The organism is Nostoc sp. (assembly GCF_054880495.1).
On record NZ_JBTYKD010000118.1, the window covers coordinates 20,307 to 37,762 of the forward strand.

Genomic DNA, 17,456 nt, shown 5'->3' on the forward strand with positions numbered 1-17,456 from the left:
TCAACTTCCGAAGAAGTTTAAAGCGTTAATTCTTTTAGAGGCGCTGCTAACTTTCTAGACAGTTTCCATTAATTCAACTTCCGAAGAAGTTTAAAGGGCTGACTTCTGAAAGCCTTACCCAGAGGTCATCCTACAACAGATTTTCGGGGCTTGTCAAATTTATCCAAAATCAATACCCTCAATTGAGAATTAACCCTGATAGAAAAAGCCTGAAACCCTTAATTGATAAGCTTGCCGGGGCTGCCAACGAAATAATCAGGGTTTGGGGCTTTGGACTTCACCCCCGAAACGAGCAAACAGTTAAGTTTTACTTATCCCATATCATCGGACGATAAACCTCAACCTCACCCATTAAACAAGCAATATATTCACGTACCTGTAACTCAATACAACGGCGGTAAGGCAATTTATGATCTGTATGGGGATGCGTCACTTCCATTTGTAGCCTTTCCTCCCAATGTTTGAGAAACTTTTTGAGTGCGTGGGGTTGAAAATACACACCATTGCGTTCGTCTGGTGAGGTAAAATCGTCAATTGTAAACAGGTTTCGATTTGCCAGATATACTACCAGAGAATCAACAACCAAAGCACGAAACTCTTCTACCAAATCAGATACTAAGGCTGGATGATTGTCACGGGGTACGTGTAAGTTGCCAAAGTGGGTATGTAAACCTACTGCCTGGATTAGTGAATGAACATTTTGACTTAATAATGTATACCCTAAACTCAGCATACTATTAATTGGGTCAGTCGGAGGCCGTTTAGTGCGCTTCTCAAAGGCAAATTTCCCTGTCACCAATGAACCTAAAGCTTGAAAATATGTTGTTGCAGCTATTCCTTCATAACCACGTAACATATTGACATCTTCAGCGAATGGTAATTTGTCCATAAATAATTCTAGTTGAGCGATCGCCTGAGTAGCCTTATCAGACTTCACGCGACGGTTTAATCGCATCAACATAATTCGAGAATTATGCAATTTGGCTTGCACTATAGCTGATGCTTGCTTCTTAGTAAACTCAGGATTCTGCGAACACTCTACCTGACGCGCTAAATATTCAACTTTGGCTTGTCCTTCCGTTTGTAACCTCCCAAAATATCTACCTTTCTGCGACAAATACATTATCGGTATCCGTCGGTGTAATGCTACACTCACTGCACCATGAGAAACATTGCAACAGCCAAACAATACAATATTCGTTACTCGCACAATCGGGATTTTAATTCTTAATTCCCGTTGATAAAAAACCTGAAACTGTTGATTTTTTGCACTCAAATAAGCACCTTGATCTGTAATATATAATGTCGTCATAGATTCCTGCCAAAGATGAGATATGGGAGCGCGAGGGAAACTTACTGGCTTGCTGATATCACAAGCTTTTGGTGGACGAGAAACAAATTTAAATGGTCGTTCCTTGGGGCGAAAATAAGGTGTACCCGAAGCATTAACGAACCATTCCCCCTCCAGCTTGGGTTCTGGAGGCGGTGGTGCATACACTTTCCCATTAGCAAAGCGGTAGCCCAAAAATTTCAGTTCTTCGTGGGGTGCAAAAATCTGTGTTTTTTCAGGTTGCAAGGTGAGATAGAGTTCTCCTAACCAAGTTGTAATTTTGTCGAGAATACGGTTAGCTTCTGACCAACTGTTACAAGCAACCGCAAAATCATCTCCATACCTGACTAAATTAATATTATTACTGAGACATTTTCTGTCAAAAGCAGTCAGGTATAAATTAGCTAATGCTCCAGAAAGTATCCCACCTTGCAATACACCTTTGCCAGAATTGATATATTTACCAGCAATGCTCATTCCAGCTTTTAGTTGTTGTTCAAGCAACTGCATAACTTGGCTTTCTAAATGCAAAGCTTCTAACTGAGTTAACAGTAATGCCCAAGACAAATTATCAAAAAACTGTGCAATATCAGCTTTGATAATCCAAGTAGTACGATACTGGTAATAAGAGAATAATTGCTGCACTGCTTGTTGAATATTTCGCCCTGGACGGTAGGCATAACTACAATCAAGAAACGTTTCTTCTAAAGGAAAGTACAATTCCTCTAAAAGCAGGCGTTGAACGATTCTATCTCTGACAATTGGAATACCTACTAAGCGCTTACCTCCACTTTTTTTAGTTAAATAAAATCCTTTAGCTGGGCTAGGATGATAAGATTCTTGTTGTAACTGACGCAGCAGAATAGGTAACTGTTCATCAACTGACGCTGCAAACAAGTCAACACTAATTCCATCCACGCCAGCACTGCGACTTCCCGCACGGACTTGACTCCAAGCGAAAAAAAGTTGTTCGATGGTAAACATGATTAAGTAAAAAGTGTTGTGACTGTTAACTTTTGCCTTTAACTTGATTGTTACTAACAGCTATATAAGTACCTATATAAGTTTTTGCCAGAATATATAACTTTGTATATAATTTACAAAAATATCTTTTAACTTTCTTATGCCAAAACGGACATTAGTAGCATCAATTAAAGGTATTGAAAAAGCTAAGTATGCCCTAATCCGTAAAAACTGGACTCAACAAGCCTTGGCTGATGATGTCCAGGTTGCATCTTGGGCAACTATCAGTAAATTTTTTAACGGTGTACCTATTAGTTATGGTATCTTCACCGAAATTTGCACTATGCTTGAGTTAGATTGGCAAGATATAGCCATATCATCTAACCCAAATATCACCGAAGCAGAAACCCAAGAACCACCTTTAACAGCACTTGCAGGACTTTGGCATCAACTGCAATTATTAGGTTCTCCTACTGAAAAAATGGGTTTAGTCTTAGTCAAAGAAGAAACTTTAGGTTGGCGTTGGCAGACTACTAATATATATGAAAAGTCTGTATCTATCGGCAGTCACATTCGCTTTGAAATCAATTTAGAAAGTTCCGGTTATTTATTACTTATCCAAAAAAATACTTCCGAACAACTTTGGTGTTTTTGTCCTTCGTGCTTTGCTCCCCAATCGCACTTAACTACAGGTAAAACCAGTTTACCTCAGGAAGATTCGGTGATGAAATCTTTTTATATAGAAGGAAATCCTGGTCAAGAACAAATTTTAGCAATAATTACTAAGGATATGCCTAATTTAAATTGGCTACCTCAAGGCAGTGACAACCCTTTACAACTCGAAGAAACTCGGATTAGAGAATTACTAGCTTATCTCAGTACAACTAAAGATAGCGAAATTTTTTATACAGAATATTTAGTTAAAAGTTAATATTAAAAAATCACAGTAAGTAGGAAGGCACAATTAAATATAAGATAAAACCTCACCCTCAATCCCTCTCCGTGAGTTCGGAGAGGGAAGCCGGAGGCAGAGTAAGGTTTTATATTTAATTTGACCCACTTACTTATCAGCTTTTTCGTTATTTCCGATAGTGTATTTATTTCCACTATCATCTACTAGATATAGATTCCATATCTCTTGATTTGAAAGCAAATTATATTCCCACTAACACTTTTTACTTAAATGACCGAAAACGACTCATGATACAGAGCAAGTAAATTTATTTATGGGGATCATTAATTTTTAATTCGGAGCAAAGGACGTGACTAGCAGTATCGAGGACATCAACAATCTTAATGCTCTTAATGCTCAAGTTGTTCACTTAGTTGAACAAGGAAAATTAGATGTGGCTTTAGATTTGGCACAACAGGCTGTAATTTGTGGACAAGAACTGCAAATAACTGAACATTCAGTTTTCACCGATAGTCTGAATAATCTGGCAGAGTTATATCGCCTACATGGTCGTTATACAGACACAGAAATTCTCTATCAACAAGCCCTAAATATCAGAAAAAATTTGTTTGGAGAAGAACACATTAATGTAGCAGAATCTTTAAATAATTTAGCCGTTTTTCATTTTTCTTTAGGAAAATATTCGCAAGCTGAACAAGGTTTTTTAACGGTTTTTAAGATTTGGCAACGGTTGCTTGGAGATGAACATCCCCAAGTCGCAATTGTTTTAAACAATCTTGCCGAAGTTTATCGAGAACAAGGACGTTATTCAGATGCAGAAAATATATATTCACAAGTTTTAGAAATCCAAAAGTTTGCTTTTGGAGATGAACACTATGATATCTGGCGTACATTTAATAATCTAGCTGCACTATACGCGACTCAGGGACGTTACTTAGATGCAGAAAATAAGCATTTATCAGCTTTGGAGATGATCAAAAGCCTATTTGGAGAGATGCATCCTGATGTTACTGTTAGTTTAAACAATTTAGCAGCACTTTATGATTCACAAGGGCGTTACTTAGAAGCTGAACAAAACTATTTAGAAGTTTTAGCAAGTTGGAAAAGATTACTAGGAGATGAACATCCTCTAGTGGCATCTGCCTTAAATAATATTGCTGCCAATCATAAGGAGCAAGGACGATACTTAGAAGCTGAACAAATGCATTTATCAGCCTTAGCTATGAGAAAATGTTTGCTTGGTGATGAGCATCCTGATGTTGCAAATAGCTTGAGTAATTTGGCAGAAATTTATTTCTTACAAGGGCGTTATTTAGCAGCAGAACATATATATTTACAAGCTGATGAAATCAGAAATCTCCTGTTTACTTCAGAACATCCAGATATTGCACATGGTTTAATTAATCTCGCAAGGAATTATGCATTTCAAGGGCGCTATTTAAAGGCAGAAAAAATATATTTACAAGCCTTACCAATGCTCGAACGCTTACTTGGAAAAGAGCATCTTAGTGTAGCAAATAGTTCAGATGACTTAGCATTGCTCTATCAAATGCAAGGGCAATACTCAAAAGCTGAACAAATTTACCTGGAAGCCTATTCTATTAGAAAAAATATCTTGGGAGAAAATCATCCTGATGTTGCAACTAGCTTAAACGATATCGCAGTAGTTTATCGGCTGCAAGGGCGATATTCAGAAGCTGAACAAACGCATCTAACAGCTTTAGCAATGATTAAAGAACTGCTAGGAGCAAAACATTATCTAGTTGCGGCTATGTTAAATAACTTGGCTGTACTATATGATGCTCAATTTAAATACTCACAAGCCGAATCTTTCTTATTAGAAGCTTTGGCGATTGTTAAAAGTTTATTTGGTGATGAACACCCTCAAGTAGCGACTAGTATGAATAATTTAGCTACTATCTATGGTAGTCAGCAACGCTACATTGAAGCTGAAAAACTGCACTTGTCAGTATTAAAAATTAGGACATCTTTGTTTGGCAAAGAACATCCTGATATTCCCAACAGTCTTAACAATTTAGCATTAATATACTTATCCCTTGGGCGCTATGAAGAAGCTGAACAGAAGTATCTAGAAGCTTTATCTATGAGAAAACACTTATTGGGGGATAAGCATCCTGATACTGCCCTCAGTTTAAATAATCTAGCAACTGTATTAGCTGCTATGGAACGCTATAGTGATGCTTTGTCATATCGCATACAGGCAAGCTGTATCAATGACTTAATGATTAATAGTATATTTGCTTTCAGTTCCGAAAGCGATCGCCTCGCTTTTATTGAAAAACTTAGAGGTAATTTCAATTTATTCCTTTCTTTAGTCTATAAGCATCTCTCTGATTCCGAAAGTGCTTTGCAGGTAGCCTTAGATTTTGTCCTCAAACGCAAAGCTTTAACAGCAACATCTTTAGCTGCTCAAAATGAAGCCCTTTATAGCAATCGCTATCCACATCTCAAAGAAAAGTTTAGTGAACTCAGTAAGTTAAATGCACAGTTACTCAATCTAACTGTTTCTGCGGCTCAAAGACAAGACTTTGCAGATTTTCAAAAAAAACTAGCACAACTAGAGGCAGAATCCAACGACTTACAAAAACAACTAGCTACTCAAGTACCGGAAATTCAACTATCTGAACAACTTCCTGACCGTTTTGCTGTGGCTGAGGCATTACCAATTGATTCGGTTTTAGTCGAATTTGTTCGCTTCGATTTTTTCAATTTTCAAGCAGTTCCAGCTAAAGGTGAAACACAATGGTATCGGGCGCGTTATCTAGCATTTGTCTTAAAAGCGGGATTACCAGATGCAGTACAAATGTTCGATTTAGGAGAAGCTGAAGTTATTGATGAGTTAATTTCAGTGTTACGTCTGCAATTATCTGACTCTAGCAAAAAAACACTAGGCTGGGCATCTATACCTAAATTACCGACTAAAGAATACGACCTAACCACAGCAATTCAACTGTATCAACTGCTGTTTGGTAATTTCCGTGAGGTACTCGGAGGCTACAAACATCTAATACTTGCACCAGACGGCAATTTGAACTTACTGCCATTTCAGATATTACCCCTTGATGAAACAGGTAAACACCTGCTCATGGATGAATATACTATTTCATATTTAGGTGTTGGGCGGGATATTCTGCGCTCTGGGATTAAGACTGGACGGACTGCGGATGTACCTTTGATCATAGCCGATCCTGATTTTGATTTAGCAAGTGAGCAGGCGCACGGACAAACAAATGAGTTACTGGCAATATTTGGTTGCGATCGTCTATCTCGTACTCAGAGTACTGGATTCTTGGGTGAAATTGTTGCTCAAAAGCTGTTAAATGCACGTTTATATCTGGGAGCAGAAGCACTAGAAACCCATCTAACTAATAGTAAGTGTCCCCACGTCATGCTCATCGCCACTCATGGTTTGTTCTTACCTGATTCATCCCCAACACCACCAATTCCAAATCTGATCGACCCCAAAACTGAAATCCCAAAACTCAAACTAACTAACCCCATGACGCGCTCTGCATTAGCTCTCGCAGGTGCTAATACTGGGCTGACTGGCGGAAGTTTGCCTCCCAAAGCGGGTAAAGGGGTTGTATTTGCTCAAGATATTGCAGCTTTAGACCTATGGGCAAACGAAATTACTGTGCTGTCTGCCTGTGACACCGCCAGAGGAGATATTAAAATTGGCGAAGGTGTATTTGGATTGCGTCGAGCTTTTACAGTTGCTGGTGCAAAAACCCTAGTTATGAGCCTATGGCAAGTTCCCGATCCAGCCACTGCTTTACTAATGGAGCGTTTCTTTGATAACTTGCTTTGTGGTATGGGTCGTGTAGAGGCGTTACAATCTGCTCAAGATTATATACGTAAAATTACTGTCAAAGAATTACGAGACTCTGCTTTGGGATTAGAAGTATTAAAAGAATTGTTAGAACTAAAGAAATTATCCGCAGATACCGAGATTAACTGTCAAGAACAAGACACACCGTTAGAACATCCTTTTTACTGGGGGGCTTGGATTTGCCAGGGAAATACAGATCCGTTGGTGACATAGTTCCACTCCAGATATTGTTTCGGGGCTGAAGTCCAAAGCCCCAAACCCCTATTCTTTCGTTGGCAGCCCCGGCAAGCTTATCAATTAAGGGTTTCAGGCTTTTTCTATCAGGTTAATTCTCAATTGAGGGTATTTATTTTGGATAAATTTGACAAGCCCCGAAAATCTGCTGTAGGATGACCTCTGGGTAAGGCTTTCAAAAGCCAGCCCTTTAAACTTCTTCGGAAGTTGAATTAATGGAAACTATATAACCTCTTCCCCATGGAACTGGGTAAAAATAGAAAGACTTTAAACTTCTTCGGAAGTTGAATTAATGGAAACTGGAACTTGGGTTGTTACCGTTTAGTTGGTTCGCAGCTTTAAACTTCTTCGGAAGTTGAATTAATGGAAACTGTTGTTATTAACCGGACCAACTTTAACACTGCCACCCCTTTAAACTTCTTCGGAAGTTGAATTAATGGAAACTGCTGAACCGCCTGTACCTGTTCCACCAGTACCACTTTAAACTTCTTCGGAAGTTGAATTAATGGAAACTTGAAACCAGAAAGCCCACCAATACCAAACCACCGCCAACTTTAAACTTCTTCGGAAGTTGAATTAATGGAAACGATAGATGGGAAATATAGTTTCTGTTTAATGCCAGAGCTTTAAACTTCTTCGGAAGTTGAATTAATGGAAACTTTTGGAGGATCCTCCTTGGGGAATCTACTCAATCGACTTTAAACTTCTTCGGAAGTTGAATTAATGGAAACTTGTAGCCTCCATACCTTTAGTGACAGGAGTATTTTTCCTCTTTAAACTTCTTCGGAAGTTGAATTAATGGAAACGTGAAGGTCACACGCTTCCTTCGTCATCACGCCACTGTCCTTTAAACTTCTTCGGAAGTTGAATTAATGGAAACGGTACAACATTTCCCACGGCATTGCTGCCGGGTTGGGCTTTAAACTTCTTCGGAAGTTGAATTAATGGAAACAATCAAATGAAGATTTATTCAAAGGACTATTAATACCTTTAAACTTCTTCGGAAGTTGAATTAATGGAAACCTATTTTGTTTAAAAATAAAATAAAGCACTAAACACTTTAAACTTCTTCGGAAGTTGAATTAATGGAAACTGCGTAAGTCCTTATCAAGTCGGATTAAGGTTTGTTCTTTAAACTTCTTCGGAAGTTGAATTAATGGAAACCTGAAGACTGAGAGCATAAATATGCTATGCTACCACCCTTTAAACTTCTAAAGCCGTAATAAACAAAAACGGTGAATCTGACTGTAATAGCGTCAAGCCCAGCCCCAAGGTGGTTAGAGGTACTCATAACAAGAGCCAAGCCATTGAGGAGCCGGATGATGCGAAAGTGTCACGTCCGGTTTTGAAGACGAGCGGGACTTGTGAGAGTCTCGCTTAGTTTAATCTAAGATGGAGTAAGCCTTTCAAGAAGTGCTTTTTGGTGAAAGAACTATGGTTATGCTGCTAGTTTTGATCAAGTTTGAACGAAAAATCGTCGTTTCAGGCACTTGAAATTTTCTTAGCGTACAAAAAACCTTTTTTGGCACGGTGATGCCTGTGATGTCGGGAAACTCCCATTTCCTGACATTTTCTCTATACACCGCACTTAAAACTATCCCTCACGCCCCTGCCTTCAATCTATCGACTCAATACCCATCAGTCATAAAAATACGAGTACAAAGGAATTATCTTTTTTTAGGATTATGTAGCACAAATTAGTTTAATTATGTGTAAGTAAGTGGGTCAAATTAAATATAAAACCTTACTCTGCCTCCGGCTTCCCTCTCCGAACTCACGGAGAGGGATTGAGGGTGAGGTTTTATCTTATATTTAATTGTGCCTTCCTACTTAGCACTTCATAGCAGATTAATTCAACGGCTCCATAATCGCTCTTAAACCATTGCTAGAGAGTTTTTTTAGCATTTCTTTAGCGTTATATTGATTGCTAAATACTCCTGCTTGCATAACTCTTTCACCTTGCCAAACTGTGGGAAACGCACCAGGAGCAAGGATTCGTACTAAATCTTTATCTTTATCACTTGCAAGTGGAACTACCACGCGATAACGTATACCGAACTGTGTCGCAGAGTTTGCGTCATTGAGCATAGCTGTAGAACTTGCAGGTACTGGTACTTTTGGGATATTGGCATTAGGAATTGGCAAAAGTGCTTCAGCATTTGGGGCAGCAGCTTCTAATATTGGTAATGACTGCTGTGTTTGATCCCTCATCTTTGGGACTTGTGGCTGTGCTACTGAATTGGATGGATACTCAGGCGGAGTAACCTGAATCGGATTGGGATCGATTCGTACATAATTCAACTGTGGCGTATCAGGTGGCTCTGCTGAACTGGAAGTTGCAACTCTTGAAGTGTCAGTTGATATTTGTCTACCTGACAAGCTGCTAGGAGTAGGAAAACCGGCAACTTTAGAGGTAGCTTGCTGTTGATTGGATCTGGGGAGGGAAAGTGGTATACTTGCTGGCAACAATGGCAGCAGTTGACTGTTTAATTGTCCAGTCACACGATTATTTGGTGAAATGCTGTTGCTGGTTTGCCCGTTGGTAGTTTTAGAGATTTCGGGAGCCGAGAAGGTGATTTCCCCAATTGGTGGTATTTCTCGTAAAACATTATTGGGGATAGGGGGGGTTTGAGAAGTTTGGGCTACTAATGGTGTTGTACCGTTGATATCTACCTTGCCGCTGATCCGACTACTTACAAGATTGTTACCAGCAGCAGAAATTACCTGTTTAGCAGCGCTGGCGTTAATGTCGTAGCGAGCATTATTTTGAAATGCATTACCCCCAGATTCGGATGCACTACCTAAATCTGGCATTGCTTGAGCGATCGCAACTAAACCATCTTCTTTATTATCTTGAATAGAATTATTCCGCAAAATCGGGCGAGCATTTGCTTGCACCACAATTCCGGTTCTATTGTTCTGAATTTGATTGCCGATGATTACAGGAGCAGCATTTTGGGCAATATTGATTCCAAAACCCGTTTGATGAAAGACATTTTCCTTCACTTGGGGACTGGAATTACCGGCGATTGTGATACCATTGGCTCCATTGCGATCGAAGTAATTCTTGCTAATGGTGGGTGCAGCATTACCATTGACGGAAATCCCATCTTGGGTACTACCAGCGAATGTATTTCCCGTGACTACCAGATTGCAAGATTCAATCCATAAACCGTAACCACGGGGGTTCGAGTTCGTCACTGTAACCCCAGTGAGCAGGGCTTGGTTTGCTCCAACAATTGTGACGTTTTGACCGGCAAAGCTCCGGCTCAGGTAATCACCACCTCCCTGGATGATCATATCCTTACCTTGATTGCTAGGGTTGCCTTGAATTGAAATACCCGGTTTCAGCATTAAAGGGAATATCTCTCCTGTCTCGGCGCTATAAGTGCCCGTAGAGAGGATAATTACAGTATTGGCGTTAGCTAATCGCAACGCTTGGGTAATCGTTTTCACTGGAGCGGATTCGCTGCCATTGCCCTGTTTGTCATCTCCGACACTTGGGTTGACAAACAGGGACTTAACTTGAGAAATTGTTTTCTCACCCAGAGGTGCTGAATCTGGTGTCAATGGAATCTGAGCGATGCCTTCTCTACGAGAGGCTTCTCTTTCAGAGACGCTAACGCGAACGCCAACGGCGAGCTTCTCTTCGAGACGCTGCGCGAACGCTGACGCGCTACCAAAGCTTGTACCCAGGAACGCCATACTTGCCGCTCCCATGCCTACGGTAAGTGATAATACTGAAAAGCGAAAAAATAAAAGCCTTGCTGATTTCAGAAACTTCAGCCTTGCAAGGAGAATATCTACTCTACTGTACTTAGAAAACACGCGGTTGGGAATCATATTTAACACAACTCCTTATAAGTAACAATAAATTCTTATACTCTTAGAAAGTATTATGTCGATAATATTACTCACATATTGACCGATTGGCGATATTTAATTGAGAGTAATTGAGTAAAAAACTCCACCCACAAGGGGATGGAGTTTTTGGGCATGGGGAATGGGGAAGAAGTTACTCAATGCCCAATGCCCCAAGCGACGGGGCGACTATCCCTCTCTACCCACGAGGGAATAGAGTTTTCCGTCGCTTTCAATGATTTTGTGTCTGTTCAACAATACCTTGTCCTAAAGGACACGCTAGGCGAACGCTAAAATAGCCTCACTCTTTTAGAGTGGGGTTATATGGCGAATCTTATTGAAATAGAGTGAAATCTTTTCTCAGTCATCTTTGGATGACTTTCGCTATTAGCCTAGTAATTCATTACTAGGCGGTTGTTGGAACTGGTGCAAAATTTAAGGGAAACCCAACTTTCTAGTGTATCTCCTCTTCCTAATCTTTTGTAAGCTTGTCGTTTACCGTAAAATAGTTGACTAATCTTAGTGCGAAACTGTAGCCTCAAACTACCCCGATCGCTACCTATAGGAACATGGGATAATTGACTGTAACCCTCACCACTACGTTGTTTTGCGTAGATTCAGCAAAAATTAAGTAAAAAAAAGCAAATTAATTAACTTATGGTTACTAAGACTTATGATAATTCTCACTTCGATGAAAGCACTAACGGGGTTGTTGTAATGGTCGAGCCATACAGCCAAAAAGAGCAAATACAGCAGGTTGTCTACCGCATTTTAGATGCTAATTTAGACCGCGCTCGTGAGGGCTTGCGAATTATCGAGGAATGGTGTCGGTTTGGATTGAATAATGCTCAGTTGGCTCTAGAATGCAAGCGCCTGCGACAAGAGTTAGCCAAGTGGCATACTTCGGAATTGCGAGCGGCGCGAGATACACCGGGCGATCCTGGAACTGAGTTAACCCATCCTGAGGAAGAAGAACGAGCTAGTATAAAATCGGTGTTGCAAGCTAACTTTTGCCGTATAGAAGAAGCATTGCGGGTGTTGGAAGAATACAGCAAGCTAACCCTGCCAACTATGGCTAAAGCTTGTAAGCAGATGCGCTACCAGGTTTATACTCTAGAAAGTAGTTTAATGGGTCATCAGCGTCATCAATTGTTGTGGCGATCGCGTCTGTATCTTGTTACTTCCCCTAGTGAAACTTTATTGAACACCGTCGAAGCTGCTCTCAAAGGTGGATTAACGCTTTTACAATACCGCGACAAAACCGCCGATGATTCTTTGCGTTTGGAACAAGCGAGAAAATTACGCCAGTTATGCCATATCTACGGTGCTTTGTTCATTGTTAACGATCGCGTGGATCTGGCTTTAGCAGTCAATGCAGATGGGGTGCATCTGGGACAACAAGATATGCCCATTGTCGTTGCTCGGCAATTACTCGGTTCCCAGCGTTTGATCGGTCTTTCTACCACAAATAAAGAAGAAATGCAAGGGGCAATTGCTGAAGGTGTAGATTACATTGGCGTGGGGCCAATTTATGAAACTCCTACAAAAGTAGGTAAGGCAGCCACAGGTTTAGAATATGTCAGCTATGCTGCCAAAAATTGCTCAATTCCCTGGTTTGCCATTGGGGGAATAGATGCCAATAATATCAATGATGTGATTGATGCAGGAGCCGAACGTGTAGCGGTGGTGCGATCGCTCATCCAAGCCGAACAGCCTACCCTGGTGACACAATATTTGCTCTCTCAACTCAATCGCATTAAACCAGAACTTTAAAAGAGTCATTAGTCATTAATGAATAACTAATTCCCCGCTCCCCACTCCCCACATTTATGTCTAATGAGATTACGATTCAGGTAAATGGGGAAACCCATAGCTGTTCGTTTCCAACTTATTTACCCGATTTGCTCCAACAGTTGGGTTTTAACCCTCGCTTGGTGGCTGTAGAGTATAATGGCGAAATTTTACACCGCCAGTTTTGGACGCAAACAAAAGTGCAGCTAGGCGATCGCTTGGAAGTGGTAACTATCGTTGGTGGTGGTTAGTAAAAATAATTCGTAATTCGTAATTAAGGAACGTGGATTAAATAAAATGCAAAACTTCATCCTCTATCTAGCTTCCCTCTCCTTTATAAGGAGAGGGATTGAGGGTGAGGTAAGCCAGGGACATAAACATAAATTGTAAGTAGTTGTGCGTTAAAAAGCACAACTATATTAAGAAATGTAAATTGCTTAAAAGCCTATACTGCAAACGTTTCTGGGACTTTAGATAAGTTCACTTAGTTCAGTTTAATTGTGCCTACCTACTTATGTTATTTAATTCTTATTTCTAAGTTTTGTGACGCGGATTTAGATCGTTTGACTGAGCGCTCACCGAACGTCCCAACGTCTCAAATCACAAGACTCAGATCCCCGACTACTCTAAGAAGTCGGGGATCTCGTTGTTCAGAAAATCGCGTTTCTTCCCTCTGATTTATAAAGCGATCGGTGAAGGGTTTTACGCTGGGCTAATTCTTTACCTTTGCGACCGAGTTGCTCACGTAGTTGCTGGTCTTTGCACAAGCGATTGAAAGCTTGAAAAACTTCATACCCAGAATTAGGATTAACTAGTATGCCATTTTCCTCATGCTGAATTGTGTCTAGAATACCGCCTAAGCGAGAGGCAATTACAGGCTTACCGAAGTAACTTGCTTCTAAATAAACCATACCAAAACCTTCCATATTATTAGGTTTAGTATCCAATAAAGTCAGCATGGCAAATATGTCGCAAGCTGCATAATAACCGGCTAATTCCCGTTCTGGCACATATCCGGCAAAGTGTACGCGCTTATCTACCCGCAAACGATGCGCCAGAGATTTCAGTTCCGACTCACAAGATCCTTGACCGCAGACTATATAGTGGACATCGACCCCAAAGGTTAGCAATAGTGGGATGTTATCAATCACTTGGTCGAAACCTTTATGTTTTACTAGCCTTCCTACCGAGAGAATAACTATTGCTGTTTCGGGAATGTTGTATGTCTGACGCACGCAAACACGTAAATCATCAAGGCTACTAGAACTCGCTACATTATTACCAAATTTTTCTGGTCTAATTACTGGGTTAATGACATGGGTAGGAGTATCTAATCGCAAAGCAGTTCTGAGATAGTCTTGTGTATAAGAACTGTTACAAACAATCCCTTCGGCTCTATGAAGTGTTAATTTAAATAGCGATCGCAGCACGGGATTATGTAAAATACAAAGAAGATCATTACCGTGCAGATAGATAAAAAAGCGAATAGGTAGGAAATAGCTCAGTAGCAACAGCGATGGAAAGTCATATCCATGACCCCACTCTATATAACGGTAGTGATAGCGAAAATAAAGTTTGATTGCTAATACAAATGAGCAGACGATATTCACCAAAGGCTTCAGAATACTTCCCACACACCCACTACGCCAGTATTTAGGATAAGACCAGCGATACACCGGAAACTGTTGACCTTGATCAAATACTTTATCTCCTAAGCAACTAGCCGCTAGGACAATAACTCTTTCTGGATCTTGGAGACAGCGATCGTAGATATATTCCCCAATTAGAGCTTCTTTTGGCAGAAAAGTTCGGGATATGACTAGGATATCTGGGTATGCTGCTTTGTCTCTGATTTCGGCTGTTAGTTGAGAAATATGTTCCATAATCAATTTGAGGACTACATTTCAAATAAGTTTTAATTTATTTACAATTAGGATTACTTTCAAAGCCATAATTATTATTTTATTTCTTTTAAAACGAATGTGGTAGAGAAATTTGAAGGCTATTTTATAAGATTAGCCAGGAAGATTGTTTTTTTATTGTATTGATTTGATTTTTGTGACAGATTTCTCACTATTTAAGAAGTTATGTGCATGATGGACAATAAATTAAAGCTAGCACTGATAGCCAAATTGCTTGATGAGCAACCTACCTTTGCGGAAATTACAAAATTTAGCTACGCTTAATAGAATATCCTAAATAGTATGGAATGTTACGTCAAAATTCCCAAAATTTTGGTAAGTATTGGGTAATATATCCTGTGTTTGGCTTGAGTTACTTATAAAAAACACGCATATATGCTACAATCCGTCTGCGTGGCAAACCCCAAGCCGCCAGTTGTAGCAAATGTTGTTCAGAATTTAAAAATATCCTTGCTTCTGTCTCCCAGGTTTGCACAAAATAAGCAGGATAAGGATTATAAAAATTAGTTAAAAAACTTATCTAAAAATTAAAATAATCTGTATAATTCAAAACTGTACTCTGAAAGTGCTAGTCCAAGACATAGCAACAATTCCTCGTAGGCGTAGCCCGTCGTAGACATCCCCAATTTATGTGATGATCAATATATCTTCAGGTACGGTTCCCCAGTCGAGAAATCCCTCCTGCGATCGCACCCTACGCAACATAAGACGCGGTAAATTGAATATGTAGCCTCTAAAAGTGAAGGTTACGTAAATGCTACAAACTTGCTTGCTTGTTACGGGCTGGCGTTGGCGACATACCCCAACACTCCTAAGAGCATGGAGAGAAATCATAAATAATTCCGTTTTTCAAGTGATTGTATTATGCGTAAAAAACTAGAACAAACCATCAAACCTCTGTTAAAAACCTTCTTAGCCCTAAGCCTGGTGTTAGCTTTGGCTTTTGGTCATGCCGATGGAGCATTAGCAGCCCGCACTGGGGGTCGCATCGGTGGCGGCTCCTTTAGAGTACCTTCCAGCCGCACCTATGCACCTCCTAGCGGGGGCGGATACTATCCTGGTGGTTATGGTGGTGGTTATGGTGGTGGTTTTGGCTTTCCCTTCCTAATTCCCTTCTGGGGTATTGGGGGAGGATTTGGTGGTATATTTACCATCTTAATTTTCTTGGCGATCGCTAATTTCTTATTGCAAACTTTCCGCCGCGTCTCTGGCGGTGAAACTGGAGAGGCAGATTACAGCAGTAACTCTGCTGTTTCTGTAACTCGTTTGCAAGTAGGTTTGTTAGCTCAAGCTCGTCAATTGCAAAATGAACTTAACCACATTGCTGAAACTGCTGATACTAACACCCCAGAGGGAAGAGCAGAAGTTTTACAAGAAGCTAGCCTAGCTTTACTGCGCCATCCTGAATACTTTGTATATGCAGGTGGTGGCACTCAACAAGCCAGTTTAAATTCAGCTGAAGGTCAGTTTAATCGGCTGTTACTGGCAGAACGCAGCAAGTTTAGCGAAGAAACTCTTTCTAATGTCAACAACCAGTTAAAAGCAGCCCTTGCAAAAGATATTTTACCCCCGGCCGGTGAACTCGACAACCCCACCCGCCTATTTACCGAAGGTCCTGGTGAATACATTATTGTCACCTTATTGGCGGCGACACTAGGTAAGTTTCAAATCCCTACAGCAATTAACAGTGCTGATGATTTGCGTCAAGCTTTACGGCAAATTGGTAGTATCCCTAGCGATAACCTTTTAGCAATTGAAGTTCTTTGGACTCCGCAAGCTGAAAATGATACCCTAACATCTGATGATGTGTTGGCAAATTATCCTGATTTGAGACTTGTTTAATCTCTAGAAAATTTCGCGCTTTAGCGCTAAGAAAAACTTGGCATCCTGGGGCAACAAATAAGTTCCCCTTTGAGGGCAATCACTAGAAAACCGCTTGTCATTGGCAAGCGGTTTTTTGTAGATATAAGTTTTAAATTCTAGGACAAATACCGAATAACGCGGCAGGGATTGCCAGCAGCGACAACATTCTCAGGTATATCTTTAACAACTACACTACCAGCACCAATGGTTGTGTGATCACCAATAGTTACACCTGGACAAATAATTGCGCCCCCACCAATCCAGACATTATTACCAATGTTAATTGGGGCAGCTAATTCTCTACCAGAAAGACGAATTTTCGGCTCTATAGGGTGATAAGCAGTATAAATTTGTACATGAGGAGCGCACAAGACATTTTCACCAATATTAACTGTATTACAGTCTAAAATTACACAGCCATAGTTCATATACAATCTGTCGCCAGCGAAAATATTACTGCCATAGTCGCAGTGAAAGGGTGGCACAATTAATGCTTTGTTACCTATGTTTCCAAATAATTCTTGTAAAATTTCCTGCCGTTGCTCTTGCTGTTCTTCTGTTGTCAAATTGTAGCTTCGCAACAGACGACTAGCTCGCTTATTTTCGGCAGCCAATTCTGGATCTTCCGTCAGATATAATTCGCCTGCAAGCATTTTCTGTTTTTCGGTTTTTTCCATGACAGACTTATCGGGCTTCTCAGTTGTGTAGGATACACATTAGTAGTGGCTA

The 17,456-nt window shown here is 40.3% G+C and carries 10 protein-coding genes and 2 CRISPR repeat arrays (1 of these 12 only partly in view); of the genes, 5 read left to right on the forward strand and 5 right to left on the reverse strand.

Annotation, left to right across the window (positions count from 1 at the left end; all coding sequences use genetic code 11):
• Nucleotides 1-96: direct repeats of the CRISPR family, unit length 35 nt; unit sequence GTTTCCATTAATTCAACTTCCGAAGAAGTTTAAAG (it extends 812 nt beyond the left edge of the window).
• A 211-nt stretch (nt 97-307) separates the two neighbouring features.
• Nucleotides 308-2,314 carry a CRISPR-associated endonuclease Cas1 gene (cas1, locus tag ACYTXL_RS12985; RefSeq protein ID WP_461925117.1) on the reverse strand — a complete coding sequence of 669 codons (2,007 nt, stop codon included), beginning with the start codon at nt 2,312-2,314 and terminating at the stop codon, nt 308-310.
• Nucleotides 2,315-2,453: 139 nt separating this feature from the next.
• Between cas1 and ACYTXL_RS12990 the strand changes: the two genes are divergently transcribed.
• Nucleotides 2,454-3,224 (forward strand): DUF4384 domain-containing protein, encoded by a 771-nt coding sequence (locus ACYTXL_RS12990; protein WP_461925118.1) that lies wholly within the window; start codon nt 2,454-2,456, stop codon nt 3,222-3,224.
• 331 nt (nt 3,225-3,555) lie between these two features.
• Nucleotides 3,556-7,269: a CHAT domain-containing tetratricopeptide repeat protein gene (locus ACYTXL_RS12995; protein WP_461925119.1), complete on the forward strand. Its 3,714-nt coding sequence runs from the start codon at nt 3,556-3,558 to the stop codon at nt 7,267-7,269.
• 209 nt (nt 7,270-7,478) lie between these two features.
• A CRISPR array of direct repeats spans nt 7,479-8,454; the repeat unit is 35 nt; unit sequence CTTTAAACTTCTTCGGAAGTTGAATTAATGGAAAC.
• Nucleotides 8,455-9,138: 684 nt separating this feature from the next.
• Here the strand turns inward: ACYTXL_RS12995 and ACYTXL_RS13000 are convergent.
• On the reverse strand, nt 9,139-11,133 hold the full coding sequence (locus ACYTXL_RS13000; RefSeq protein WP_461925120.1) for a DUF1565 domain-containing protein: 1,995 nt from the start codon (nt 11,131-11,133) through the stop codon (nt 9,139-9,141).
• Nucleotides 11,134-11,808: 675 nt separating this feature from the next.
• On the opposite strand from ACYTXL_RS13000, the gene ACYTXL_RS13005 reads away from it, so the two are divergent.
• Both ACYTXL_RS13005 and thiS read left to right on the forward strand, forming a co-directional pair.
• Nucleotides 11,809-12,924: a thiamine phosphate synthase gene (locus ACYTXL_RS13005; RefSeq protein WP_461925121.1), complete on the forward strand. Its 1,116-nt coding sequence runs from the start codon at nt 11,809-11,811 to the stop codon at nt 12,922-12,924.
• 56 nt (nt 12,925-12,980) lie between these two features.
• On the forward strand, nt 12,981-13,193 hold the full coding sequence (gene thiS / locus ACYTXL_RS13010) for a sulfur carrier protein ThiS (protein WP_461925122.1): 213 nt from the start codon (nt 12,981-12,983) through the stop codon (nt 13,191-13,193).
• Between the two features lie 399 nt (nt 13,194-13,592).
• Here thiS and ACYTXL_RS13015 read toward each other — a convergent pair whose 3' ends face one another.
• Nucleotides 13,593-14,825 (reverse strand): glycosyltransferase family 4 protein, encoded by a 1,233-nt coding sequence (locus ACYTXL_RS13015; protein ID WP_461925123.1) that lies wholly within the window; start codon nt 14,823-14,825, stop codon nt 13,593-13,595.
• A 666-nt stretch (nt 14,826-15,491) separates the two neighbouring features.
• Nucleotides 15,492-15,698 carry a hypothetical protein gene (locus tag ACYTXL_RS13020; RefSeq protein ID WP_461925124.1) on the reverse strand — a complete coding sequence of 69 codons (207 nt, stop codon included), beginning with the start codon at nt 15,696-15,698 and terminating at the stop codon, nt 15,492-15,494.
• A gap of 30 nt (nt 15,699-15,728) precedes the next feature.
• Between ACYTXL_RS13020 and ACYTXL_RS13025 the strand changes: the two genes are divergently transcribed.
• Nucleotides 15,729-16,706, forward strand: a complete 978-nt coding sequence (locus ACYTXL_RS13025) for a DUF1517 domain-containing protein (RefSeq protein ID WP_461925125.1) — start codon at nt 15,729-15,731, stop codon at nt 16,704-16,706.
• A 137-nt stretch (nt 16,707-16,843) separates the two neighbouring features.
• Here the strand turns inward: ACYTXL_RS13025 and ACYTXL_RS13030 are convergent, their stop codons facing one another.
• Entirely contained in the window at nt 16,844-17,404 is a 561-nt protein-coding gene (locus ACYTXL_RS13030; protein WP_461925126.1) for a sugar O-acetyltransferase, read from the reverse strand.
• Nucleotides 17,405-17,456: the final 52 nt, after the last annotated feature.

What these genes read in the sequence shown, in the direction of transcription:
- cas1 (WP_461925117.1), bottom strand. Translation starts at nt 2,314, where the DNA reads ATGTTTACCATCGAACAACTTTTTTTCGCTTGGAGTCAAGTCCGTGCG.
- ACYTXL_RS13005 (WP_461925121.1), top strand. Translation starts at nt 11,809, where the DNA reads ATGGTTACTAAGACTTATGATAATTCTCACTTCGATGAAAGCACTAAC.
- thiS (WP_461925122.1), top strand. Translation starts at nt 12,981, where the DNA reads ATGTCTAATGAGATTACGATTCAGGTAAATGGGGAAACCCATAGCTGT.
- ACYTXL_RS13025 (WP_461925125.1), top strand. Translation starts at nt 15,729, where the DNA reads ATGCGTAAAAAACTAGAACAAACCATCAAACCTCTGTTAAAAACCTTC.
- ACYTXL_RS13020 (WP_461925124.1), bottom strand. Translation starts at nt 15,698, where the DNA reads ATGATTTCTCTCCATGCTCTTAGGAGTGTTGGGGTATGTCGCCAACGC.
- ACYTXL_RS13000 (WP_461925120.1), bottom strand. Translation starts at nt 11,133, where the DNA reads ATGATTCCCAACCGCGTGTTTTCTAAGTACAGTAGAGTAGATATTCTC.
- ACYTXL_RS12990 (WP_461925118.1), top strand. Translation starts at nt 2,454, where the DNA reads ATGCCAAAACGGACATTAGTAGCATCAATTAAAGGTATTGAAAAAGCT.
- ACYTXL_RS13030 (WP_461925126.1), bottom strand. Translation starts at nt 17,404, where the DNA reads ATGGAAAAAACCGAAAAACAGAAAATGCTTGCAGGCGAATTATATCTG.
- ACYTXL_RS13015 (WP_461925123.1), bottom strand. Translation starts at nt 14,825, where the DNA reads ATGGAACATATTTCTCAACTAACAGCCGAAATCAGAGACAAAGCAGCA.